Origin of the sequence: Mangrovivirga halotolerans, from assembly GCF_026241165.1 — a bacterium.
Lineage (GTDB): Bacteria > Bacteroidota > Bacteroidia > Cytophagales > Cyclobacteriaceae > Mangrovivirga > Mangrovivirga halotolerans.
This window is the reverse complement of the sequence record NZ_JAPFQN010000003.1, coordinates 143,684-169,679: the sequence shown is the minus strand read 5'-3', so window position 1 is coordinate 169,679 and position 25,996 is coordinate 143,684. Positions and strand designations below refer to the sequence as shown.

Below are 25,996 nucleotides of genomic sequence, written 5' to 3'. Positions count from 1 at the left end.
GAAGCAATAATTACTACTTCGGGATTCTGAATTATGTTAATAAATATTATTTTCCTATTCTGGTAGCTTCTTCGCCAATGAAATGACCAAAAGTATCCCCTCGGAGACCCAATCTGATAGTTTCCAATGCGATCACTTCATTAGGTGCAATATTACCCAAGTTCACATTTGCTCCAAGGAGTTTGATAAACCAAACCTGCTGAGCTTTTTGAGGTGCTTCCCAGATAATCTTCTCAAAAGGAATCTTTGTAAGAATCTCTTCAACAAGACCGCTTCGAACTTCACCTGAAGCTCTGAAAAGCCCCACATTACCTGCTTCTCTCGCTTCTCCAATTACTTTCCATGATCCGGCATCAAGCTCTGCTTGCATTAAAGCGATCCATTTATATGGAGGTATAATTTTCTGATCATCCTTAGACCCGACTTCTGAAAGTACAGTCACCTGCTCAGACAATTTGCTAATGAAATCACATTTGATGTCGTGATCAAGTTCGATACTACCATCAGAAACTTCGGCATATTCAATACCATATTTGTCGATCGTCTTACGATATTCGTCAAACTGGTTTCTTACAATAAATGCTTCAAAAAGGGTTCCTCCGAAATATACCGGAATATCAGCCTCTTTATATAATTTGATTTTTTCTTTAAGATTTGGAGTAACAAAAGAAGTTGCCCAACCTAACTTAACTATATCTGTATATGGTCCTGATGTTTCAATAAAATCTTCAACTTCTCTCAAACTCAACCCTTTGTCCATCGCCATTGTAAATCCATACTGCCTCGGCTTCTCGGTTCTCTTCGGAAGATTATCTAAATCGTAATTCATTAATTATCGTTATTTCTAAACTGCTCAATAATTTTAAACAATGCCTTCTGAGTCTCTATCTTTGGAAAAAATTCATAAAGCACTGTATGTTTTTCAAAGTCCAAAACTAATGCATTTTCCAGATAATTAAATGCTTCCTGGTATTTACCTTCACAAAATAGGTAAATTGTCATGCGATAATACAATTCTGCCTCCTCTGGAAGCTCATCAATTGCCTCTTCCATTATATTACAGGCTTCAGCAAATTCTTGTAAATCATAGTATATAAAAGACCAGTCAAGCCATATATCTACATTTAAAGGCGAATGATTAGAAGCTTGTTCGAATGCCCTTAAGCTCTCGTTGTAATTACCAGCTTTATATTCGATCTGACCGAGGGCAACATAATAATCGGAATTCATCGGCTCGATCTCGATCGCCTTATTTATGAAATGAAGTGCTTCAAAACTTTTTTCCTGCTTATTAAGGCATAATGCAAGGCTAAATAAAGCTTCGTGATAATATTTATCTTTTTTTACGGCTTTATGATAAAATTTCAAAGCTGATTTATAATCTTCTAACTTCTCAAAGGCATTTCCAAGACTACAAAAAACTTCAGCACTCGGCCCTTCTATATCCAAAGTCTTTTCATAAGCTTCCTTGGCCTTCTCGAATTCCTCGGTTGTCATGAATGAATTCCCAAGGTTATACCATGCTGAAGCAAAATCATCATCGATATAAACCGCATACTGATATGCATCTACCGCTTTTTCGAATTTCTTCAATTTGCTGTAGACAATTCCGAGATTGTACCACGCAATCGATGAGTATGGATCTGCATCGATAAACTTCTGGTAGTAATTAATACTTGACTCAAGTTTACCAGTCATGTCCAGACAATATGCCAGCTCATAAAGAGCATTTTCATGATGCATATTGCTCTCGATGCAGGTTTTATATGCCTCAATTGCACGATCATACCTTCCCATCGCCTGGTAAGTCAGTCCCAGGTTATAGTATAATTCATCTTTCTCCTCGGCTCTTTCTATTGCTTCTTCATAAATTTCGATGGCCCCTTCGTAATCTCCCTGGAGAGAACAAAGGTTACCTCTCAGCATAGCGATCTCAATGTCACCGGGCTGATAATTAGAAGCTGCATCAAGCATATCCAAAGCCTCATCCAGTCTGTCTGTTCTGGAATAAACCTTAGATTTAAGTAGCATGATATCAACAGAAAAAGGATACTGGGCAAGAGCAGCTTCACAAGCTTTCATAGCTTTCCCATACTTTTCCATTTGTATGTATAGCTCTATCACTTCCTCAAACTGCTCAAGCTCTAAAAATAACATCCGGTCGTTGACCAGACTTTCTTCAAACCACTTGAGTAACTCCCTCTCTTCACGGTTCATTCGTGAATATTCTCCCATAGGATATCATTGTTAATGATTTTAAGATAAGAAAAAAGACGTAATTGTAATACGACTTTTCAATTACTTTTGATCATTATTTAAAATCCAATTTAACGTCTCTTGCAATGAACGGAATTCTGTATTTAAGGTTTGCTTTATTTTATCAGAAGAGTATTTGATCTTAGTTCCTGATAGTCTGGCAGTTTCACTTGTTACTTTACGAGAACCACCGGAAACAACAGACTTCAGCAGGTCAAAAACAGATGCAACGCGAAGTGCAGTTTTTCCTACTTTAAATTTAGGCGAACTATTTCCTGACACTAAAGAAGCTTCTTTAAAAAGATCTTTATATGAAATTGCTCCCGCGCTAATGATAAACCTTTCATTATAAATTTTCTCCTCATATAATTTATAGGTAATATTTGCCAGGTCACGAACATCAACCCAATTCATTATACCATCAGGATAAAAAACACTTCCTTTCCTCAACATGTCAACCATCATCATCGAACTGGTAGAGGTCTTTGACACTCCTAATACAGTCGAAGGATTAATTATGCTAACCGAAAGGCCTTCCATTGCTCCCCGCCACACTTCTTTTTCAGCAAGATATTTACTGACAGCATAATTACTGTTAAGGTTTGACTCTTCCCATTTATTTGATTCATCGAGCAATGAAGCATTTTTATTTCGTCCCAGAGCTGCAACTGATGAAATAAATAACAGCGGTTTATTCCCTTCCTTAAGACAAATATTAACGACATTTTCAGTTCCTTTAATATTAACGTCAAACATTTCTTCTTTTTCGGAAGAATCAAAGGAAACTATTGCTACTCCATGAATGACATATTCTGCTTTTTTTATTAATTCAGTTAGCTTTTCATAGTCATTTATGGGACATTTTTCGAAAATGACATTTTCAGGATTAGATAGGAAGTCTCCTTCCGGCTGGTTAGAGTTATACGTTGCAATAACTTTATGTCCTTCAGCTGAAAATTTTTCAGTCAGATATCTACCTATCAATCCGCTACTGCCCAGTATCAATATCATAATGACTGATTCAAATATTTTTTTTCCAATAAATTTCTGAAAGCCTTTTTATTCATAATACTTTCCAGGTACTCAAGGTGCTTTAATTTATGACAATCTGAGCCAACAAAATCGACCGAATCTTCTTTGATTAGTTTTTCTGCTTGCTTTTTAGCTTGTGGAGAATAATATCCCCCTAAACTATTTGCATTGATCTGAAATAGAACTCCCCTGTCTATCATTCTTCCATATAGATTGTTCTCAAACAAGTATGGATATCTTTCGGGGTGAGCCCAAACTGGCCTGAGTCCCTTTGAAAACATAAGAAATATAACCTCTTCTATATTCGCAGGAGGGTTAATATAAGATGTTTCAAAAAGAAGATAATTATCGCCGAATGTTAATAACTGCTCATCGTTTTCAACTTTCTTTGCAAATGAATCATCAAGATAATACTCTGCGGCATAATCAATGGCTATTGGAAGATTCTCTTTCTCCATTGCGTCGATGACCTGATGATAAGCGTTACTAATTGTCACAGGAGTATTTTTGTAAAAATCACTCATGATATGAGGTGTAGCTATAAGCTTCTCATAACCCAAATCGACAAACTTTCTAATTACAATTAAAGACTCCTCGACAGAATTAACACCGTCATCAATCCCGGGTAGTATATGCGAGTGCATATCAACTTTGAAGGGAAGCTTTGTGATCTTTTTTTTTGATCTGAAAAGTGAAAACACTTATTTATCCTTCTTTTTTTAAAAATCGCAATAATTTCCGTGGCTTGATTCCTGATTCTTCATCCTCAGAATAATAACCATAGCCGTAGTTATATCCATAACCTTTATTCATGGAATGCAAACTTAAGTCATTTAGAATTACTGAGATGTTTTTAAACCTGTTAATATGCTTAAGGCGATTTAAAGTTTTAATAAATTTTCTCTTACTGTAATCTGCTCTTACCACATACACAGAAAGATCAGAGAGTTTCATAGCCATTACTCCGTCAGAAACAATACCTACAGGAGGAGTATCCAGAATAACCACATCAAACTCAGCCCTTAATTTTCTTATCACTTCTTTAAAAGAATCACCCATCAATAACTCTGATGGATTTGGAGGTGTAGGTCCTGAAGGGATATAGTATAAATTTTCTTGTTTTGTAGTCCTTATGGTGTGATCCAGATCGTGCTTACCTATAAGTAAGGTACTCATACCTGAGGTCATAAACTCTTCATCAAAAGCGAGATTTACTTTTGGCTTTCTCATGTCAAGATCCAGTACAATTACTTTAAAGCCTGACATGGCAATTATGCCTCCAAGATTTACAGAAACAAAAGTTTTACCTTCACCACTTACCGTAGAAGAAACGGTCACTACCCTGCTGCCAGAGCTCTGATGAAGGAACTCCATATTAGTACGAATAGATCTCAATGACTCACTTACCATTGATTTCGGACTGTCTTTGACTATTAACCTTGTTGTTTCAAGCTTTTCTTTTTTGTAGTTCGGCACAACCCCGAGTACCGGAGTAGAAGTTAACCTTTCCAATTCACTCTGGCTTGAGATCTTGTCATGTAAAAGATATCTGGAGGCTACAAAAACAAGTGATAAAAACAAGCCACTAACAATGGCTATTCCATAAGCCAGCATCGGATTAGGTCTGATGGGGCTACCGGGTAATGTTGCACTTGACAAGATAGTGAATTCAGGAATTGTACCTGCCTGAGCGATCTCAAATTCCATTTTATTTTGAGCTAAAGTCAGGTATATTTCTTCCTGAAGCTCATAAAACCTTCTTGACTTATTATACTCAGTTCCTTTGGAAGGCATTGATTTAAAATCACCTCCAAGCTCTGACTTTTGTTGTGATATTCTACTTAATTCGTCGGAAATATTTTTCTCGAGGTAAGCTAACTGATCATTGAGCTCTTGCTTGTATATCTTTAACTCATTATTCAGTTTTTTAACTGCGTAAGTATTCTCATTATATTTTTCAAGCAGCTGAAGCCTTTCTGTTTCAAGAACATTGATTTCTTTGATCAACTCTGAAATCGAATTCGGGAAATTTTCAAGCGTTAATGACCCAAATTCGAGTTGTTCATCATTCTTAAGTTGAGCTTGTACCTTATCTATTTTAATCTGATAAATCTTCAGTGATCTTTTCTGACTATCAAGTTGATTTAAAAACTGAATAGTCTGCGCCATATCTTTTTGGAGATCTACTGTTTGATTTTCTATTGTAAAAGATTCAAAATAATTCTCGTAGTTTTCTAAGGTTTGAGCAGTGTTGCCCATCTGTTCTTCCAGAAATGCGATTTTTTGCTTATTAGCCTGCATTTTTTGTTCCCTGGAGTATTCAAGGTATAAGGAATCGACTGTATTGACCACATCATAGGCCTTATACTTATCATTATCTGTGAAAGTAATCTTAATAGTATTCGCTGCTAATGACTGAGCCTCTACTTTCAGATTTTGCTGGATGAAGTTTATTTGAGACTCTTTATTATTAATTTTGAAACTATAGTCGTCAAACCCTTCTCCTTTTGAATAATGTTCGGTAAGAAACAAGGTAATAACACCTCCATTAACGACTAGTGGCTTTCCAAATTTCCCCTCAAATCTTTGAGTCACTTCCCCCAGGTCATAAGTAAGAGTATATTTATCAGTAGAGGAAATATGGACATTAAAAAGCCTGTTGTAAAGATCAGTTGATTTCACCTGATATTCCACTCGGAATGGTTTGTTCCTGTACCTTTCTTCATTTTTAAAATTACCAAAGGTTGTTCTTATGGTGACATCAAGATCCAGGCTGTCTACCAATCGCGAAAAAAACACTTTAGAGCGCAATAATTCCATTTCCCCTGAAAGGGCATTCATATTATTTTTCTGCGGATCGACACCAAAAGTCAGAACGGAAGTTTCTTCTTTTACATCAAGCTTAAGTTCCGAAGATGATTCGAACAAAGGAGGAATATACCTCACGTAAAAAATAGCTGCAGAGATAGTCAAAGCAAAGATCAATATTAAAAAGGGAATGGATTTTCTGCTTATAGAAAGTAGCTTTTCCCAATCTACTCCTCTACTATTTCCTTCTTCACTCATCCCTGAAGATCTGACCCCAATATCGTAATTTTTATCTCTCAAAAGTTTGTTGTAAAGATTAATATGATAGTCAATATGCCAGAAACAGTACCAATTATGGGTGCTGCATCTCTAAATGCTTCATTTGTTGGTCTTACCACAGGTTCAATATAAATAATATCTCCTGATTCTACCCGTGTCTGAGCTTCAGTCATTCCTTTTACGGTGGATAAATCTATCAAAAACACTTCCGGGTTATTCAGATCACCTCTTATCAACCGGATATTATTTGCTCTCATATCAGAAGAAATCCCTCCGGAAAGAGCCAAAACTTCTAATAAATTGGTGTTTTCATTTTCAAGTGGTATAACCTGTCCACCCGGTGCTCCCAGCACAATCACTCGTTTGTTTGCATAAGATGAAAGTACGTATGGATCTAAATAATACTCACTATATTCATCAGCCAGCAATTGATTGAGCTCTTCAAGTGTCAATCCAACAGCATATACCCTGCCTATCATCGGTAACCGCACATATCCATCCGATTGAATTATGTATTCGGGATTTGGTTTGGATTGTACTCCCTGTCCCCTAGTTTCGGGTATTAGTTCAAGGTCCGGATCGATTATCCGCTCACCTTCATTTGTATATACATCGACAGTGATCCTGTCAAAAACTTCCAATTTATATTGGCTCAAAGCATTATCAGTCGCTGATGCTAAATAGGGTGACTGTTCACCCTCGCCAATTTCACTGAACATAATATGCGACTTATAGGCACAAGAGCCCAGAGTCATTAAAACGAATAAAAAAGCAATTCTATGCATCGAAAAAATATTAATACGTAAAAATATAAAGTGTTTTCCGTATTGAAAATTTTATTACCACAATTAGGCCAATAGCCTGTCAATAGTTGAAAGATACGTTTTTACAACGAATTCTTCACTATAAAACTGTTCTATGAGCTTTCTCGATTCCTTCCCCATCTCCTTCTGGTCATCATCTGTCTTTTCTAAAAATGATTTTATTGTTTCATATAAACTTTTAGAATCCCCTGCTTTACAAAGCAAACCATTTGTTTCTTGTCTTACCACTTCCCTGCATCCGGGTACATCCGCAGCTATCAATGGCTTTCCCATTGCTGCTCCTTCTAATAATGTTTTGGATGTTCCTTCACGGTAAGATGGTAAAACAATCACATCTGAATTTTCAATTTTCGGCCTCACATCTGATATCGGCTTGATGTAATTCAAGATGCCATTGCTAATCCAGTACTCAAGATCCTCTTTTTTTACTGCACGAGGATGAGACTCATCAAATGAACCAAGAAGCTGAAATTCCACATTTTCAAATTCAGATTTAATTCTTCTCGCTGCATAGGCATATTCATACACTCCCTTTTCAATAATTAGCCTGGCTATCATTAAAAACACTTTTCTATAAGCTGGCCTATCCTGCCCTCGCGACTTGAAATGATTGATATCTACTCCTGAACCGGGTATAACTAAAGAACGATCTCTTGTAGTTAATTTATTAATCAGAAAAAAACGACGGTCGCTTTCATTTTGAAAAAAAACCATCGGAACATCTTTAAATGCTTTTTTATACAACAGAAAAGCCAGTTTTGAAAAGATCTTTTTACCCAAAAACATTGTCCCCAATCCGGAGACATTATTTATCACCGGAATTTTCAACCTGTTAGCTGCTATTGCACCATAAATATTTGGTTTTATGGTGTATTGAAGCAATACATCGGGTTTTACTTCCTTAAACTTTTTATACAAAACCTGCAAATACCGAAAATCGGAAAATGGGTTAGTACCCGTTCCTTTAAGAGGAGTGATAATCACTTCCATACCCAACTTTCTAAGCTCTTCTGCGTAATTATCTTCAGGTACAAATGCAAAAACCTTGTACCCCCGATCAAGCAGGCTAAGGACAATGCCCTTTCTGAAATTGATTATATTCCATGCAGAATTAACTACAATACCTACACGTTTGGATTGGAGATCTGCAGACCCCATATATTATTTCTATTCTCACAGTTCAAAAGTGTAAATATAGAATAATTCTATGGATATTTGCTTAAAATATAAGGAACTCAATATATGAACATGATTTCTACAGCACCGGTAAAGCAAACAGCAGTACTGGTGGCAGTAATAGATAAAAGACAAAATGAGGAACAGGCTTTTGAATACCTGGACGAACTTGAGTTTCTGGCTTCGACATTAAATATAAAAACCAAATATAAATTTTATCAAAAGCTCGAAAAGCCGGATATCAGAACATTTGTTGGGAAAGGTAAACTCGAAGAAATCCAGACAGCGGTAACCGCTGAAGAAATAGATATTGTTATTTTTGATGATGACCTGACTCCTTCTCAGTTAAGAAACCTTGAAAAAGAACTGAAAGTAAAGATCTACGACCGAAGCTTACTCATCCTTGATATATTTTTAAAACGAGCACGTACAGCACAAGCTAAAACCCAGGTTGAACTTGCAAGGAATGAATACCTGTTACCCAGACTAACAAGGATGTGGACTCACCTTGAGCGTCAGCGTGGTGGTACAGGAACCCGTGGTGGTGCCGGTGAGAAAGAGATCGAAACTGACCGTCGTATGATCCGCAACCAGATCAACGTACTGAAGAAAAAGCTTGAAAAAATAGAAAAACAACGCGAAACTCAACGAAAAAGAAGAGAAAACCAGGTACGAGTTGCTCTTGTTGGTTATACAAACGTAGGGAAATCGACGATCATGCGACTTCTTACCAAAGCGGATGTTCTGGCAGAGGATAAGCTCTTTGCAACAGTAGATTCTACTGTAAGAAAGATTGCTATTCATAACATACCATTTCTGCTGTCAGATACTGTTGGTTTCATCAGGAAACTTCCTCACAACCTGATTGAGTCTTTTAAATCAACTCTTGATGAGGTAAGAGAAGCAGATATTTTGATGCATGTCGTTGATGTTAGTCACCCTTCCTTTGAGGAGCACATGAAAGTGGTAGATGAAACCCTTGCTGAACTTGATGCGAAAGATAAACCAACGCTGATTGTTTTTAACAAAATTGACCAGTACAGAGATCATCTTGAGCACTGGGAAGAAGAAGAACATGGCGAAGATGAAACCAGGCCGGTTAGTCTTGAATACCTTAAAAACAGTTACATGAACAAGGAAAACACTTCAGCTGTTTTCATCTCTGCTGTGAACAAGGAGAATATCGAAGAAATGAGAGACAAACTGTTCGAACTGGTAAAAGATCGTTATCTTGAAATATATCCAAACTTCCTTATTCCGGATTACTATTATGGAAAATACGAAGAATAAAAATTCATTAATCTCATAAATACCACGGCCGGTGAGGGAAGTAATATTCTTTCTCCGGCCGTTTTTGTTTTACTATCAATTAAAACCGATTGAACTGATATGGATCTTACCGATAAAAAAATTGTCATAACTGGTGGAAGTGCCGGAATTGGAAAATCATTTTTAAAAGAATTTATCAACCGGGGAGCAAAAAATTTTGCAATAGTCGGGAGAAGTGAAGGACCACTTGAAAAACTTACCAAAGAATTTCCTGAAGTAAACTTTGTCCTGATTCAGGGAGACGTATCTGCGTTAAGGGATATCGAACGCATTGTTCTGATGGTAGAGAATCACCTTGGAGGAGCAGATATATTAATTAACAATGCCGGTGTTGTCAGTGCCGGAGGACTTGAGGACATTTCGGATGAAGATATTATAAACCAGATCAACATTAACCTTACAGGTCTCATCCTGTTAACCAAAAAGATGATGCCTTTGCTTAAAGAAAGTAAGGAAGGAGCCATTATCAATATTTCGAGTGGACTCGGATATATCGCCATGCCATTTTACAGTGTTTACGCTGCTACAAAAGCAGGCGTAAGGCAGTTTTCTGATGCCTTAAGGCGTGAATTTCATATGTATCCGCTACATATAATGACAGTTTACCCGACTGCCACAGACACACCTATGATGAAAAATGCAGAAATGGATAAAGAAATGGATGATCCGGATATGGTTGCCAGAGAATCAATCGATGGATTATTAAATGGAGAACTCAATGTTATTTTTGGCGGTGAGCAGCGAGAAAAAGACATTAAAACCAATTTTGAAGAACCCAGAAAGATCGACGAAAAGGCTAAGGCAGGTTATGACAATCTTAAGCAGCGCACAAAGCACCATCGGGCAATGTAATTGGAATTCTTTTGATAGGTGTTTGCCAAAAACGCTCTGGTTTTATTATTTTGCGTAGCTGAAGATCAATAAAATACTGGCCCCGTAGTTCAATGGATAGAATAGGAGTTTCCTAAACTCTAGATACAGGTTCGATTCCTGTCGGGGCCACTTAAACAGAGTGAGAGCGGAGAACGAAGAGTGGAGATTACTACTATTGTTAATCTGAAAACAGCTGATCTCTATACTCACTCTCAAACTCACACTAAAACAGAGTGAGAGCGGAGAACGAAGAGTGGAGATTACTACTATAGTAAAATTGGAATCAATTGATCTCTATACTCACTCTCAAACTCACACTAAAACAGAGTGAGAGCGGAGAACGGAGAGCGAGATTACAACTATTGTTAAATTGGAAACAGCTGATCTTTACTCTCACACTCTCTATCTAATTTTCAAAGTAAAAAAATAATCACCTTTATTCATTTTCTTTTAATGCCTCAAAAAAATTTTGAGTGCTGAGCTGAGATTAAAACCGCTACGAAAGATTATATATCTGGGTCAAGCTATAGGTTAAGTAAAAGGTTATTGCAATACTCTATTATTCTCAATATTATCACTCTATCAAATCTTTCACACTTTCGCTCTTCAGGATTTGCAATCCTGAAGCCTTATCCATGGATTTGTAATCCATACCCGACTATTCAAAAAAATAATTTGCTTAAAATAGCTTTAAACGTTTAATTGTGAATCTTTTGAATTTATTAACTATAAATAATCAACATGAATATTCACCAAATCAACAACAAACACATTTTATTTGGTAAAATAAAATCACCAGGCGTAGCATACCTGTGCTGGTTCATATTAGGTTGTCATTATGCATATCTAGGTCGATGGGGTGTGCAAATTCTATATTGGTTAACCTTCGGTGGACTGGGTATTTGGGCTATCATTGATATTTTCCTGATCCCCTCAAAAGTAGAAAGACACAATAGAGAAATCTATATGAGAATTGATCAGATCGAAAAGGAGGAGAAATCAATGGAATATGAAAAATATAAGTCGCTGAAAACCAATTAACTTGATCAAGTAAGACTTAATGGGATTGCAATCCGCAATCCCTTTTATATTAAAGTATTTCTAACCATTCTTTCAAAACCTAAGTGTCCAATAAAATCTTCAATAAGCTTTCCCTTATTTTTGCCGCCTCTGCATGTATTTTAACTATAACCCATACTAGTTGAAATATCCCAGCCAAATAGAATAAGGATAAGAATTGCAACAATTCTTCATCAATTGTCCTATAAAAAACTAAAGCGCTTCCTCCAACAATCAGAATTAGAAATGGAATTAATATAAATCTATTTACATAGAAATCTGCTTTAAGTAAAGCATGATCATCCTTTTCCAAAATTTGCCCCATTAACTTTACAAAATATCCCTGAGGTTTTGCCTTACTCCTAACTTCTAAGTTTCGTTTGTAGTTAATCCATAAACCAGAAGTATCTCCTTTTTCAAAAATCTTTTTAACCAACTCCACATTCCCCTGTTTGTAATTCATCACAAAAGAAGCTTTCCTACCTAAAATCAGTTTATCTATTGCTCCCATTCTTAAAATTTAGTCCCTTACTATAAAATGACCTCTGCTTTAGTAAAAATAGAAAATTAACCAAATTAACTCTGATGCCTCTATTTAAAAAAAGTATTATCTTAATACCAGACACTATGTTCATCAAATCTTTATTGAATATATAACTCTAAATAATGCGACAATTACCGCTCTGATAAAACCGAAATAACTATCCTCCATGAAAAGATTAAACTTTTTTGAAGAAACCAGGTATGAAAAGCTTCCTGTTAAAGTATTTCCGGATAAGTTTTCTGCCTCAAAAAGAGTTGCACATCGAATTGCTGACATAATAAACTTTAAAAGTTCCAAAGGTGAAAATGCAGTTTTAGGTCTTGCCACAGGCCAAACTCCTGTCGAGGTATATGCCGAGTTAGTACGCATGCATAGAGAAGAGGGATTGAGTTTTAAAAATGTGATCACCTTTAATCTCGATGAATATTACCCAATGAACCCAACCTCTGCTCAGAGCTATGTAGCATTTATGAAGCATCACCTTTTTGATCATGTGGATATAAGACCTGAAAACATCAATATTCCCGACGGCACACTCAACAAGGATGAAATTCATGATTACTGCCTCAAATATGAAAATAGAATAACTGAAGCGGGGGGAATGGATATTCAGATTTTAGGCATCGGCCGTACAGGTCATATTGGTTTTAATGAACCCGGCTCTGCACCCAACTCGGGCACAAGATTGGTTACTTTGGATGACCTGACAAGGAGTGATGCTTCAAGAGAATTTGGCGGTAAGGAGAATGTACCAACCAAGGCAATAACAATGGGAATTGGAACGATCTTTAAAGCCAGGGAAATCATGTTATTGGCGTGGAATAAAAAGAAGGCTCCAATTATTAAAAGGGCTGTTGAAGAAAAAATGTCAGGAGATGTTCCGGCTACCTACCTTCAAATGTCAGAAAATGTGGAGTTCATTCTCGATGAGGATGCTGCTTCAGAATTAACAAGATTTGACACGCCCTGGCTGGTAAAAGATTGCACCTGGACCCCAGAACTAATCAAAAAGGCAGTTATCTGGCTATCTGAAGAGACAAACAAACCAATACTTAAGCTGACTGAAGACGATTATAATAATAACGGCATGGCTCAGCTGGTTGTCGATAAAGGACCTGCATACGATATCAACATTGACATCTTTAATAAAATCCAACATACAATTACAGGGTGGCCCGGTGGAAAACCCGGTGCGGATGATAGCCAGCGCCCTGAAAGAGCTGAGCCAGCGAAAAAAACTTCTCTGATTTTCTCTCCTCATCCGGATGATGATGTCATTTCAATGGGAGGCACATTTATCCGGTTAGTTGACCAAGGGCATAATGTGCATGTCGCGTATCAGACCTCGGGCAATACAGCTATCTGGGATCATGATGCATTAAGATTTGTAGAATTTGCGATTGACTTCAATAAAAGCATAGGAGATGATACCAGTAAACTGGAATCAGTTTATAAAAAAATGCGGGATTTCCTTGATGAAAAAGAACCAAACCAGCCCGATATCAAGGAAGTACTTGATGTTAAAGGCTTTATTCGAAAGACGGAAGCTTTAGCCGGTGCCCGGTATGCAGGATTGTCTGACGAAAACATTCATTTCATGAACCTTCCTTTCTATGAACGAGGAAAAACTGAGGAAAATCCTGATAAGGAGGATGATATTATTCAAACCATGGAACTCCTTCAAAAGCTTCAGCCTCACCAGGTTTTTGCAGCAGGAGATTTTGCTGACCCGCATGGCACCCATATAAAGTGTTTTAATATTGTTTTGGAAGCCATGAACAGACTACGGAAAACGGAAGACTGGACAAAAGATTGCTGGCTTTGGATGTACAGGGGAGCCTGGCACGAGTTTGAAATGCATGAAATTGAAATGGCTGTGCCCCTTTCACCAAATGAAGTATTAAGGAAACGGTCAGCAATTTTTAAACATCAATCTCAAAAAGACACCCCGGTATTTCCTGGTGACGATGATCGCGAATTCTGGGTAAGAGCAGAGGACAGAAACAGAGAAACAGCTAAATGTTATCATGACTTGGGGTTTGCTGAATATGAAGCGATGGAAGCATTCGTCAGATGGAAATTTGATTGGTGCTTAGATTAATTTCATCTGGATTTTTTAAATTGGGAGGAAAACTCAAAAAACATGACCCTATTACCGATTCTGATTGCCTCTGCCATAATTTTGATAATCGCTTATCGAACATATGGTAATTTTGTAGCCAGAAAGCTCGGAATTGATAATAAAAACAATACCCCGGCGCACACTCATAAAGATGGGATTGATTATGTTCCTGAAAAAGTTCCTGTAGTATTAGGTCATCATTTTGCTTCGATTGCCGGTGCCGGACCAATTGTCGGTCCTATCATTGCTGTAACTTTCGGATGGATTCCGGCGATAATCTGGATTTTGATCGGAGGGATATTTTTTGGTGCTGTCCATGACCTTACCAGTATGATGGCATCGATCAGGCACCAGGGCAAATCGATAGGAGTCATTATTCATCAATATATCGGGACGAACGGCAAGAGACTCTTTCTTATTTTTAGTTTTGCCACTCTCATTCTTGTTATCGCAGTTTTTGTGGACATCATTGCGAAGACCTTTGTCAGTAATCCGAGCGTTGCTACTGCGTCACTAATATTTATTGTTCTTGCTATAATCTTCGGAGTAATTAATAAAAAATTAAAATCGAAAACTCACTTCATAATCTTATCGGCAATTGGAGTGGTTTTAATGTATACTGCTTCGTTTACCAGTGTTCTTATTCCAATAGAGTTAAGTTATACCACCTGGGTGATCATCTTGATGACTTATGCTTTTATTGCTTCTGTCACTCCAGTTTCTTTTCTACTGCAACCACGAGATTATTTAAGTAGTTTCTTGCTATATGGATTAATCCTTTTTGCAGTAATCGGAGTAATGATTAGTAACCCGGAAATCAAGATGGATACATCTATCACACTAAAATCTGAAGCCCTTGGATATATGTTCCCGGTTCTGTTTGTTACCATTGCCTGCGGAGCCATTAGTGGTTTTCATTCGCTTGTTGCATCCGGTACAACTTCTAAGCAGATCGATAAAGAAAAAGATGCTAAAGTTATCGGTTATGGAGGAATGCTTATCGAATCATTTCTGGCAATATTATCAGTTGGGGCAGTGGTTGTCATGTCAAAGGCAGACTATGTAGCTAATTTATCTGAAGCAGGGCCGGTATCGATGTTTGCAGATGGCATGGGGGGCATGATCTCAGCATTGGGAGTTTCTCCCGAGTTTGCGATCACATTTGTTGCACTGACGGTTTCTGCATTTGCCCTTACAACATTAGATACCTGTACCAGGCTGGCCAGGTTCACTTTCCAGGAATTTTTTGAGGATGTGGAACATAAAACTGCTGAAAAGGTAACGCAAAACAGGCACCTGGCAACTTTTATCGTTGTTTTGTTGTCTGTGTTACTTTTATTATCAGGTGAATTTACTACCCTATGGCCAATATTTGGTTCGGCAAATCAATTACTCGCTGCTCTCGCCTTACTTGCTGTATCTGTCTGGCTGATAAAACAAAATGTAAAGCCCGCATTTGTTTTAATTCCAATGTATTTTATGTTTGCAGTCACTCTGACATCCTTGTTGCTTTTTGCAATCTCAAATTATGATAAAGGGGTTTACATATTATCAATAATTGCCGGGTTGTTATTTTTGCTTTCGATTGCTTTGATATACTATGCCAGACGCAGTTTGAAAAAGGAATTACAAGCCACTTAAGACCAGTAAAAAAATAAGTCCTGACTTAAAGCCAGGACTACATATAAACCTCATGCCCCTAAGGTTATACTATTTATTTATGTAACTGAGAACAATCTAAAATGTTTAAACAAATTTCATTTTACTCAACCTATTATAAACTTTAAATATTTTGTCCTCCATTTTATTCATAATAAATATCTATAGGTACGATAAAATGTAATTAACTGGATAACTAAAAAAGGTATATCTTATCTTTAGGATCCTTTATTTTTGAAAAAATTAAATTACGCCAATGAAAGTCGCTCTGGTAGAACTGACCAGTTCTCATACTGAATGCCTGTACAGTCAAATTAAATTTATTAAAGAATCCGGACATTCTGTTTATTTGATTACTATAAAGAAAGCCACGGAACTGGTTAAGGATTTTGATCTTTTAGACAAGGTGATATTTTTTGATATTCCTGAGCAGGGACCAACTAGCCTTGATGGTATTTTTAATTTTGTTCATGCAATTTCTCTAAACAAACTTTTAAAGAAATTTAAATTTGATAAAGTCATCTTTAATACCGCAAGTAATAATTTTATCAGATCTGTTTGCGCACTTGCACCTAAAAGCATTCAATATTTAGGCGTCTTACATAATACTCAAAAATTATTAACTAGCAATTCACAAAAAATAATAAGTAAGAAAGTCAAAAAATATTATGTTTTGAACGACTACCTGACTGAAAATGAGGAGTTAAAAGCATTAAACAACATTTCAGTTCAATCATTTTATCCGATCTTTTTTCCGGATTACAAACCTGTAAACATTAATAAACCAGATAAAGAGATATGGATAACAATTCCTGGATCAATAGAAAATAACAGAAGAGATTATCATTTTCTGATAAATAAACTCAAAAACAACCCTCCAATTAATAATATAAAATTCATACTATTAGGTAATGCTAATTCAAAGGATGGTCAAAAATTATTAAAGGAAATAGAAAGTGCCGGACTTAATAATTACTTCATCACATTCTCCGGTTTTATAGATAACGACACATTCCATTCATACATTAAATTATCGGATTTCATAATCCCTTTAATTCACGACACAATTGATGATTACCCCAAATACCTTAAGTATAAAATTACCGGTTCAATAAACCTTGCATTTGCTTACCGAATTACATTGTTAATGGACAAAAGCTTTGAAGGAATTCCAGATTTTAATGAGACTGCATTATTTTATACAGATCATGACTTTATTGAATTATTAACAAACCTGAAATCCACTGATAAAAGAGTTTATAGATCAAAAAAATGGAATTTTGATTATCAAAAAAGCAATTTCATGAATTTCTTAACGGAATAATAAATATTTCTTTTAACCTCATTATCAATGGAGTGCCCAGGCCCTCTCCAAACTAATTCTGTCCCAATTACCGGTATTAGCAGCTGCTTCGTAGGTAGTTTTAAGGAAACAGAGTAACGTGGAATTTGGATTAGAAGAAGATCTGACAACTTTATAGGGAAGGAAATATTCTCCCATATCTTCACTATAAAAAGCTTGTTCAGGCAAAACTTTCTGTGCTCCAAAATCTTTTGGTGTCGGATAACAATAAGAATAAAAAACTGGTTCGGGAAAATCATCACTACCAGGCCAGAATCCCGCACTGCTCACTTCTTGGCTATATGCTTCTTTCATTACATCGCTTGGTATATTAGGTGCAATACCCGGATGTTCTGGCGCTATCCTACCAGAAAATCTGGTTAGAGCTATATCAAACGCACCCCAAAAAAAATGTATCGGACTGCATTTCCCAATAAATTCACTTCTAAAATAAGAAAATATATTATGTACCTGAACAGCTATCTGCCAGTAATCAGTCATCGCCTTTTTATCATAGGATTTGTTTTCTTCATTCTCATAAAAAGGCGTATTCTCTGGTAACTCATTTGGACGAGGGTATATCGAGATCATAATACCAATCGATTCCAGGCTATCAAATACTGTTTTATAAAAGTCGGCGACCGACCTCGGGTAAAGGTCTATTTCCAATGTCTTCTCAAAAGTGGATGATATATTAAGTTTGTGATTAATAAAATCAAGATCAATCTCAAAAATACCATTACCATAAGGAATACTTCCGGTAGAAAGTCCATGAGTTGTGATATATAAAGAAGTATGCCATGAATGGTTTTGCCAGGGCATGGCAACTAACCTGATTTTTCCTACAATCTGAGTCCACATATGAACAGTCTTGAGAGTATCTTTCCAATCTTCATAAGCCAATTCCGGCCAGGGTCCGGAACATTGGGGGATGTGTGTATTATTCATAATAATCAGGGGTTTACCCTAATTTACTAATTGCCACTGACTATCTCGGATCTCAACACCATTAAATTTAAACGGTAATCTTAGATAGAAACTTTTTCACCGCAGTGAAATAACTGGAAGGGTTCTCTATAAAGGGAAAGTGACCTGAATTTTTAATGATTTTTAGATGGGAATTCTGGAAAGCCTTATCAATAACATGGTGATATTTACTCTTTACAGCAGGTTCGGCATCTCCATAAATTGTTAATACAGGACAATGGATATTATTAACCTTACCCTCCAGATTATAATCCCCCAGGTCATTATTCATTAAATATTCATATAATTCACTCCTTTTCAAGTAATCTTCAGGTATTTGAAGATTCAACTTTTCGATCATATTTTCATCGGAAAAATGCGGCTTAAAAGAAATTTTCATTAATTTTTTTATTGCAAGAGAAGGGTTTTTCCTCATTTGATCAGACTGCAGGACCTTGTTTCTTTTTATCAGGTCAGATTTTAATATTCTCTCGTCAAGCACTCTTTGATCATGATTCCATTGATCTCTTGTTAAAGGCATGGGATTCGATAAAATAAGAGATTTGACTTTTTCAGGGAAATTCAAAGTGTAATTCAACCCCAGAAATCCTCCCCATGAATGCCCTAAAATACTCACATTATTTTCGTCTGCATTTTCCAGAATTGCGTCAATGTCTTTTAGGAGATTATTCATGTCCAGTTGAAAGTGATCTTGAGGAATTGTTGATTTTCCGCAAGCACACTGATCAAAAAATATCAATTTAAACTCTTTCCCAAGTGAGGAAAAAGAGTCGATCATATATGAATGATCAAGAACAGGGCCACCATGAATTATTAACAGTGGGTGTCCCTCTCCAATTATCTTGTAATAAATTTTATAGTCATCTCCAGCCAGATAATTATCGAAAGAAAACTTGACAATTCTACTCTTTTTCATTCAGCTTCTAAACGAATGATACAAAATGAACTTCAATATACACTGATATCAAATAATACCAAATAAAAAAGGCCCGGCAAACACCGGACCTATATACCCTATGATCGATTAAATATTACTCAGCAACAAATTCGAGGTAATAGTCACATGGAGAGGTTTCATCAGAGACAAACAATAGTAACCTGTTACCCCGAATCTCATATCTTAATGATTCACCATTTATCGTTATCGTTCCATTTTCTGCAGTATAATCCATAATATTGCAGTTTCTAGATAAAAAATGACAGAAATTAATTTATTCACAAATAGGGCTAATCTTTCATTATTGAAAAAGTCTGATTTTAATGATGTTCTTAAACTATTTTCGGAAAAGGATATTTTCAAATTCATATCTCCTCATAGAGACAAATCCAAAAAGGATAGATTAGAATTTTTAGAATTAAAATTAAAGGACAACAAATCAGGGAGAGGATATTATTGGATAGCCCGGGATATGAATTCTAATGATTTTATTGGGGCAATTAATCTAACACCTATTCCAGAAAGCAATGATCTGCAAATCGGATGGATGATCGCTGAAGCTTACCGTGGTAAGGGTATGGCTACTGAATTGGCCATGGCAGCAAAAAAATTCTTCCTTGAAAATTTAAATGTTGAACATATTTTTGCTGTTTTTGAAGAAGGCAACATTGCTTCTGAAAAAATCATTAAAAAACTAAATTTTAAACCTTTTAAAACAATCAGGGAGGATGAAAACACTATTGTTCATACCTGGATTTTGAAAAAAAGTGTGTAAATACGTTATAATGTTATCTCTTTAGATTCTGAACATTGTCAATAATTACCTTACTCTTGGTTTAAACGTACTTTATCGCTCTTATACGGATCAGATTCAGATTTTTTATAGATGCCAAAAAAAAGTAGAGTCCAGGATTTACCTGCATCATCGGTTGTTTCCCAGATTTGCTCGACTGTTCCATTCTGAGCTGGCCTCCAGGTGATTCTATCTTGTGTTTTACTCAAAGTATCACTTTTCAGAACCATTTCATCACCAATCAAACCGCCAGTCAATTGTAAAACTCTTCCGGTATTATCAACCCAGGACTGTTGCCACTGATCGATTGTCCTGTTGTAAAAATTCATGCTTGTCCCGGTAAATAAAGTATTACCAGAAAACCAGTTTTCCTTAATTACGCACCCGTTTTGAACAAGATGGACATTGTTATATCCTAAAAATTTACCATCCTTGTTAAAAACACTCCATTTGCCCAACCAAAAATCAAAAGCTCTATGATCTTTAGTACGACAAAGAGGAGAAAGGTATTGTTCAGAAAATTCAGGAGACACTTTCTCTACAGCAATAATTGTTTGCACTGTCTTTCTAAACTCAGCAGGAGACAATTCATTCAATAATTCAGGGCCATTTTGTGTAGAAGACCAGGTTTTAAAAAATTCTTCAATCCTAAAATAACTTAAACTATCAGGGTAAATGGTACGGAGAAGGATTTTTTCTGGATTATCGCTGGTTGTGGAAATACTGAAGTCAGAAACCAGCCCTCGGAATCTCGCTGCTTTCCTTAATTCAGCCCAATTATTGAAATAAAAATAATGAGCTTCAGCAAGGTTATTATTTACTACTTTAACCAACTCTTCAACCACTATTTTATAATTGCTTTCCTTTAGATCAATTCCCAAAATGACTGGTTGTTTTCCATTTGGGTTATTAATTTCACCACCCTGATTTAGTTGCCAGAAACTATTTGCAAGGTAATAAAACTTACCCCGTTCAATGTACCCTAAAGTAGGCTCTCCCATAGCAGGATGAGATTTTTCTAAAAAAACATAATTAATTGCAAACTCTCCGCTATCATCCAGTTCAAGCTCCAACACACGAAAAGGACGAACACCATTCTGAACCCCAATTAATTTGTTGTTATAAGAATAAAGACCATCGATTCCTTTAAGCGTCACTTCCTCTGAAGTCCGGACTTTGATCAATTCCTGTGTTAATGGATTCCATTGAAAAATGCCTTTTAAATAATCTGATAGATAAATCATTCCATTCAATTCTGTGACTCCCTGCAATGAAACAAATCGATCATCTGATAATACCTTAATAAATTTATTCCCTTCAAGCTTTAATAAGGTATTGTTCTTGCTATCAGTAACGTAAATATTTTGGTCTCTTGAAATATAAATATCTCCAGTAAACGATTTACCAGGGATTTCAATCTCATTAGTGACCAAGCCTTTCTCAACATCTATTTTATAAATAATTGAGCTATGTATAAATTCCTTTTTAACTGCTCCTTCGGCAATCCCGACTGAAGCTACCCAGAGAAATCCTTTCTCATCCAGGTCCATGCCCAGGGGAGATAATTTTAGCATTTCTTTGAGCAATGGTTTTGCTATTCCTTTATCATCAATTTCATAAATCATTCTTCGGTTAACACTACTCACTAAAATCTTATTCTTAGAAGAATGGTTTTGAATATCTTCGATATGGAGATTTGGATCCTGAATTACTAACAGGGTATCAGAAGAAATCACTTCAGTCATCATTACATTTTTATAAAACTGTAATTTTTGCAGTTCCCCATTTGATTTTAGAATTTCGAACGCATCATTATCTAAAGAATAATTTTCAGAATCAATTTTCAATACTTCCCTGAGATAAAATGAAGCACTATCCCTTTCACCTGTAAAGGCATATGCCTCTGCCAGAGAAAACATAATTTTCGGATTATTAGCCTGTAGTTGATTAGCTTCTCTCAACAGATTTAAATACTTCTCATAGTCTCCTGATGTCCTGGCTTCATTACCCTGGTGGTATAGTTGTAAAACATTTTGAGCGGAAACTGTAAAGAAAGAATAGATTAAAAGAAAAAGAATGAATTTCATAATTGCTTTATATAATAAATGTCCGATGCCGGTAAATCCCAACTCCGGAACATCGAGATCAAAAAACTTATTTTATAATTAATTACCTGCATATTATTGAACAGGCACTAAAATTACTTCGTCAGTATCTCCCAGGTCATTTAACACTTAAGAGGATAAGCCTTAAGACAATTAGTAATACTCAGATGAGATGATCCTTTCTTGCTTTTGAAATAGCCTCTGATTTTGAATTAACATTTAATTTTACATATATATTCTTAATGTGAGAGCGAGCTGTCTCTTTGGAGATGAATAACTCTTCGGATATTTGTGTATAACTTTTCCCTTCAGCGATAAGTTTTAATACATCTGTTTCCCGGGACGATAATGGGGAGTTTGGATTTATGTGAAAATTCTGAATTACCATTCTTGCGATTTGAGAACTCATTGGAGAACCACCCCGCACTAATTCGTCCAGGGCGCTAATTATCTCAAGATAGTTTGCATTTTTAATAATGTAACCGACCGCGCCAGCTTTTAACCCTTCAAAAACAAGATCAGAATCTTCATAAACTGTAACTATCACACATTCTGTTTTAGGGCTTTTCTCTTTTATATGTTTAATAGCTTCAATCCCATTCATTCCAGGTAATTCTAGATCTACCATTGCAATATCAGGACGCACCTTGCTTATTTCTCGTAGAGCCTTCTCCGCATTCGGATATGTGCTTTGCACGAAAAATTTATCCGACCCATTAATAATTACTTCAAAACTTTCTCTTAAATCTTCCTGGTCTTCAATGATAATTATTTTCTTTTTAAACATTACTTTCTTTATTTATCCTGATATCGATTTTCGTCCCCTGACCTTTCCGACTACTTATATTAAAATTAAAACCTGATCTTGCAGCTCTCTGTTGCATATTTCTTAAGCCATTATGACCATTTAATCCATGATAATTAAATCCTTCGCCATCATCTTGAATGGTTATATCTGCATATTCTCTACCATTGATATATACTTCAAATGATATATTCTCCGCTTCTGCATGCTTGTAGATATTAGTAAGGGCTTCCTTAATTATCAGGCTCAGATCTCGACTCGCTTTTGGATTCAAAAGAATATGACTGGCATCAGTATTTTTGTTTAATCTTACATTAGTGTTAGTACGGTCATAAAGTCTGTCAGAAAAATCTTTAATGTGGAAAAATATTTCTTCCAGATTATTATTGCCCTTTTTTAGTGACCACAACAGATCTTTTGTAGAAACAAAAAGTTCCTGTGCTGATCTTTCAATTTTATTTACTACAGGTATTTGATCAGAAGATAATCCTTTCATTCTAAGTACACCTGAGAAATTAATGATCTTGGCAAGGTGATTTCCCATTTCATCATGAAAATCTATAGCCATATCTTTCCGCAATTCATCTTGAGCCTCCTGCCATATTCTATTTTCTTCTAAAGCCTTATGCATATTTGATTTTGATTTCAACCACATAAAATAAATTATTATAATTACAGGCGCTAAAAGAGCTATTATCCTGAATAAATCAGTCATGTAAAAAGGAGTGGTGATTTTAAAATCTATTTCTGTTGGTATAATCTCTTCATCTGATTGAAGTGGATATCTCCAGACTTTAAAAGTGTACTCTCCTGGAGGCAAATGTTTATAAACCACAGTTCGATAAGAAGTTGGTTCTGTAGGGACTGGATCATATCCATCTAATTGATAGACAAACCTGGTATCTAACTTGTCAAATTCAGCTGTATTATAAATGATTTTAATGCTATTATGATTATAGGGAAATGCCAGATCTTTATTCTTACCAGATAAACCAAAAATTGATTTGTGATATATAGATTCATCAATAGTTAAAGAGGATAAGTATTCGATAACAACCGGATTTGGCTTTGATTGATTTAATTTCATTTTTATATGCTTTGGAACTGAAATTGTTCCCGCTATTGTACTTACCCACACTTCTTCCTCCAATTCAATTATTCCATTGAGAAATGTTTCCGCCCCACCAATTTTTTCCACATCTCTTAACTGAAATACACTATAGGTAGTATCTCTAAAATTGATTATATCAATACCCAGACTACTTCCTACCCATAATTCTTCATCAATCATTTTTAAAAAATAAATGTAGGAGGATGATAAGCCATTTTTATCAGTCAGGTAATTCTCTCTTTCTCTGCTTTTTAAATTATAAATAACTAATCCATATTGAGCAAATCCAATTGCTATATTATCGTCATCAATTTTTTCAATAGAGGTAACAGGCATATCTAAAAACTTCTTGTTAAGCTCGAGTTTAGTAATACCATTCCTAGAATAAACTGCCACTCCTTTTTCGGTCCCTATGACTAATTGATCTTCTAAAGGAAGTAATGACCAAATTCTATTGCTTGGTAATCCATCACTTTCTGTATAATTAAAAACTGAGTCTTCCTCCTTTATAAAAAGTCCATTGCCATTTGAGCCAAAGTAAATTTTGCTTTTATCTTTGGAAAGCGCCATTGAGAGGATTCTTTTTTCATTTAAATATTCTACTGGAATTGATTTTTTTGTCTTCTTATTCACTTTAAGCAATCCTGCCCAAGAGCTTACCAATAGCTCATCACCCATATCGAGAAAACATCGAATTTCGTTATACATGTTTTCATCGAATCTAATAGAGTCCTTAATATACCCCATTTCATCATAGATAATAATTCCAGTACTTACCCCTCCTGCCCAAATCTCATCCTCGTTCCTGGCAAAGGCAAAATAACCAGGTGTTCCAAATGGAGGGTTTGCAATTGGTTGAATTTTAGGAAGACTAATTTCATATAGGCCATTAAAACCACCAATCCAAAGATTTTTATCTGTGACCAGGCTACTCCAGCCAGGAAATGAAAGGTGTTTTTTAATGACTTTAAAATCTGTCTCACCAAGCTTTAATTGGTATAACCCATTTAAAAAACTACACCACCAATACCCTTTAAAATAATTGATACTATAAGCATGGTTCTCAATGGGGAAATTTCTTTCAACAGGAGAAAAAAAATTTTTATCATAAAAAATGACTTTATTTTTAATTTTAACAAGCCATTTTGACTTCTCCCTGTGAACACTATAACAATGTACAGGCCTTTGAATACCAAATTTTTCTGATATCGACATTTCCTCTTTAATGGTCAACCGACCATTGTTATGTTGAATCTGATAATAATAGTAGCCAGCAAAAACATGAAAAGTATTATTGGCCTGAAATACCCTGTAAACCCCATCGAGGCTATCCAGTATAATATTATCATATGGCCTGAGATCAGATTTTATAATGGAGTGAATACTCCCTTTTTTAGAAAAGGTAATGACACTTTTTTCGGTTTCGTATAAATGAACTACAGCATCATCTAATAAATTAACCAGAGAATCCATTTGCTTGTATTCAGATTCTTTAGTCACAAGACTTAAGGAATTTAACGAGGCAACCCACATGCCCTGATCTTTAACAGGCAAAATATCAGATATGAATGTATATTTCAAAGAGTCAGATAAAGGAGTTAGATTCTGGCCATCCCATCTGTAAACTCCTCCTCCATGGGTTCCAATCCAAATAAATCCATGTTGATCTGGTTTTATAGTTGAGATCTGACTATTCGAAAGGCCATATGAATAGTCAATATGGTTGAGTTCAAAATTTTGGGCATTACTATCTACTGTGTTTAAAAAAAATATTAAAAACACATTCAGCAGTCCTGTAAACAAACTACTTAATTGTAATACTCCATTACTTTGAATCTCCATTGTGAGAAGAGGATTCTATTTATATTAGTATCAATTAATGACTAATTATATTTAATTCAATCCCTCAAAAAGGGTGAATTTTAAATACTAATTCTAAAATCGAGGAATAATAT

Annotated in this window: 21 protein-coding genes and 1 tRNA gene; 8 read left to right on the top strand and 14 right to left on the bottom strand. The window is 35.7% G+C overall.

From position 1 onward, the window contains the following. Positions 1–46 precede the first annotated feature (46 nt). From OO013_RS04570 to OO013_RS04540, 7 genes are all read right to left on the bottom strand, one after another. Positions 47–829, bottom strand: a complete 783-nt coding sequence (locus OO013_RS04570) for a phosphosulfolactate synthase (protein WP_266055495.1) — start codon at positions 827–829, stop codon at positions 47–49. Continuing rightward, positions 829–2,235: a tetratricopeptide repeat protein gene (locus OO013_RS04565; protein WP_266055494.1), complete on the bottom strand. Its 1,407-nt coding sequence runs from the start codon at positions 2,233–2,235 to the stop codon at positions 829–831. The genes OO013_RS04570 and OO013_RS04565 overlap by 1 nt, the downstream gene beginning before the upstream one ends. A gap of 63 nt (positions 2,236–2,298) precedes the next feature. Then, complete coding sequence (locus OO013_RS04560; protein WP_266055493.1) at positions 2,299–3,267, bottom strand: NAD-dependent epimerase/dehydratase family protein; 969 nt, start codon at positions 3,265–3,267, stop codon at positions 2,299–2,301. After that, positions 3,264–3,932, bottom strand: coding sequence for a tyrosine-protein phosphatase (locus OO013_RS04555; protein ID WP_266055492.1), 669 nt, complete (start codon positions 3,930–3,932; stop codon positions 3,264–3,266). Before OO013_RS04555 ends, OO013_RS04560 begins: the two co-directional genes overlap by 4 nt. A 61-nt stretch (positions 3,933–3,993) precedes the next feature. After that, positions 3,994–6,396, bottom strand: a complete 2,403-nt coding sequence (locus tag OO013_RS04550) for a GumC family protein (protein ID WP_266055491.1) — start codon at positions 6,394–6,396, stop codon at positions 3,994–3,996. Beyond that, complete coding sequence (locus tag OO013_RS04545) at positions 6,393–7,160, bottom strand: polysaccharide biosynthesis/export family protein (protein WP_266055490.1); 768 nt, start codon at positions 7,158–7,160, stop codon at positions 6,393–6,395. Before OO013_RS04545 ends, OO013_RS04550 begins: the two co-directional genes overlap by 4 nt. 63 nt (positions 7,161–7,223) lie before the next feature. Further along, positions 7,224–8,357, bottom strand: a complete 1,134-nt coding sequence (locus OO013_RS04540; protein WP_266055489.1) for a glycosyltransferase family 4 protein — start codon at positions 8,355–8,357, stop codon at positions 7,224–7,226. 90 nt (positions 8,358–8,447) lie between these two features. Here OO013_RS04540 and hflX point away from each other — a divergent pair, with 90 nt between their 5' ends. The 4 genes from hflX to OO013_RS04520 all read left to right on the top strand — a co-directional run bounded on the left by hflX (position 8,448) and on the right by OO013_RS04520 (position 11,618). Next, the gene (hflX, locus tag OO013_RS04535) at positions 8,448–9,665 is read left to right on the top strand and encodes a GTPase HflX (protein WP_266055488.1); all 1,218 of its coding nucleotides are present in this window, start codon (positions 8,448–8,450) and stop codon (positions 9,663–9,665) included. A 99-nt stretch (positions 9,666–9,764) separates the two neighbouring features. Next, positions 9,765–10,556: an SDR family NAD(P)-dependent oxidoreductase gene (locus tag OO013_RS04530; protein WP_266055487.1), complete on the top strand. Its 792-nt coding sequence runs from the start codon at positions 9,765–9,767 to the stop codon at positions 10,554–10,556. A 78-nt stretch (positions 10,557–10,634) separates the two neighbouring features. Next, positions 10,635–10,706: transfer RNA gene (locus OO013_RS04525), tRNA-Arg, on the top strand. 612 nt (positions 10,707–11,318) lie between these two features. Then, positions 11,319–11,618 (top strand): TM2 domain-containing protein, encoded by a 300-nt coding sequence (locus tag OO013_RS04520; protein WP_266055486.1) that lies wholly within the window; start codon positions 11,319–11,321, stop codon positions 11,616–11,618. A 79-nt stretch (positions 11,619–11,697) separates the two neighbouring features. Here OO013_RS04520 and OO013_RS04515 read toward each other — a convergent pair whose 3' ends face one another. Beyond that, positions 11,698–12,147 carry a hypothetical protein gene (locus OO013_RS04515; protein WP_266055485.1) on the bottom strand — a complete coding sequence of 150 codons (450 nt, stop codon included), beginning with the start codon at positions 12,145–12,147 and terminating at the stop codon, positions 11,698–11,700. Positions 12,148–12,346: 199 nt separating this feature from the next. On the opposite strand from OO013_RS04515, the gene nagB reads away from it, so the two are divergent. The 3 genes from nagB (at position 12,347) to OO013_RS04500 (ending at position 17,285) form a co-directional block, all read left to right on the top strand. Continuing rightward, positions 12,347–14,281, top strand: coding sequence for a glucosamine-6-phosphate deaminase (gene nagB / locus OO013_RS04510; RefSeq protein WP_266055484.1), 1,935 nt, complete (start codon positions 12,347–12,349; stop codon positions 14,279–14,281). Between the two features lie 42 nt (positions 14,282–14,323). Next, positions 14,324–15,943 (top strand): carbon starvation CstA family protein, encoded by a 1,620-nt coding sequence (locus tag OO013_RS04505; RefSeq protein WP_266055483.1) that lies wholly within the window; start codon positions 14,324–14,326, stop codon positions 15,941–15,943. Between the two features lie 274 nt (positions 15,944–16,217). Then, positions 16,218–17,285: a hypothetical protein gene (locus OO013_RS04500; RefSeq protein ID WP_266055482.1), complete on the top strand. Its 1,068-nt coding sequence runs from the start codon at positions 16,218–16,220 to the stop codon at positions 17,283–17,285. Between the two features lie 24 nt (positions 17,286–17,309). Here the strand turns inward: OO013_RS04500 and OO013_RS04495 are convergent, their stop codons facing one another. The 3 genes from OO013_RS04495 to OO013_RS04485 form a co-directional block, all read right to left on the bottom strand. Further along, positions 17,310–18,251, bottom strand: a complete 942-nt coding sequence (locus OO013_RS04495; protein WP_266055481.1) for a DUF5996 family protein — start codon at positions 18,249–18,251, stop codon at positions 17,310–17,312. 67 nt (positions 18,252–18,318) lie between these two features. Then, complete coding sequence (locus tag OO013_RS04490; RefSeq protein ID WP_266055480.1) at positions 18,319–19,206, bottom strand: alpha/beta fold hydrolase; 888 nt, start codon at positions 19,204–19,206, stop codon at positions 18,319–18,321. A gap of 115 nt (positions 19,207–19,321) precedes the next feature. Further along, a complete protein-coding gene (locus OO013_RS04485; RefSeq protein WP_266055479.1) occupies positions 19,322–19,462 on the bottom strand; it encodes a hypothetical protein in 141 nt (46 codons plus the stop codon). 24 nt (positions 19,463–19,486) lie between these two features. Here OO013_RS04485 and OO013_RS04480 point away from each other — a divergent pair, with 24 nt between their 5' ends. After that, complete coding sequence (locus OO013_RS04480) at positions 19,487–20,002, top strand: GNAT family N-acetyltransferase (protein WP_266055478.1); 516 nt, start codon at positions 19,487–19,489, stop codon at positions 20,000–20,002. 50 nt (positions 20,003–20,052) lie between these two features. Here the strand turns inward: OO013_RS04480 and OO013_RS04475 are convergent, their stop codons facing one another. The 3 genes from OO013_RS04475 to OO013_RS04465 form a co-directional block, all read right to left on the bottom strand. Then, positions 20,053–22,107, bottom strand: coding sequence for a tetratricopeptide repeat protein (locus OO013_RS04475; RefSeq protein WP_266055477.1), 2,055 nt, complete (start codon positions 22,105–22,107; stop codon positions 20,053–20,055). Positions 22,108–22,288: 181 nt separating this feature from the next. Then, positions 22,289–22,912 (bottom strand): response regulator transcription factor, encoded by a 624-nt coding sequence (locus tag OO013_RS04470; RefSeq protein ID WP_266055476.1) that lies wholly within the window; start codon positions 22,910–22,912, stop codon positions 22,289–22,291. Beyond that, positions 22,905–25,883: a sensor histidine kinase gene (locus OO013_RS04465; RefSeq protein ID WP_266055475.1), complete on the bottom strand. Its 2,979-nt coding sequence runs from the start codon at positions 25,881–25,883 to the stop codon at positions 22,905–22,907. The genes OO013_RS04470 and OO013_RS04465 overlap by 8 nt, the downstream gene beginning before the upstream one ends. Between the last annotated feature and the right edge of the window lie 113 nt (positions 25,884–25,996).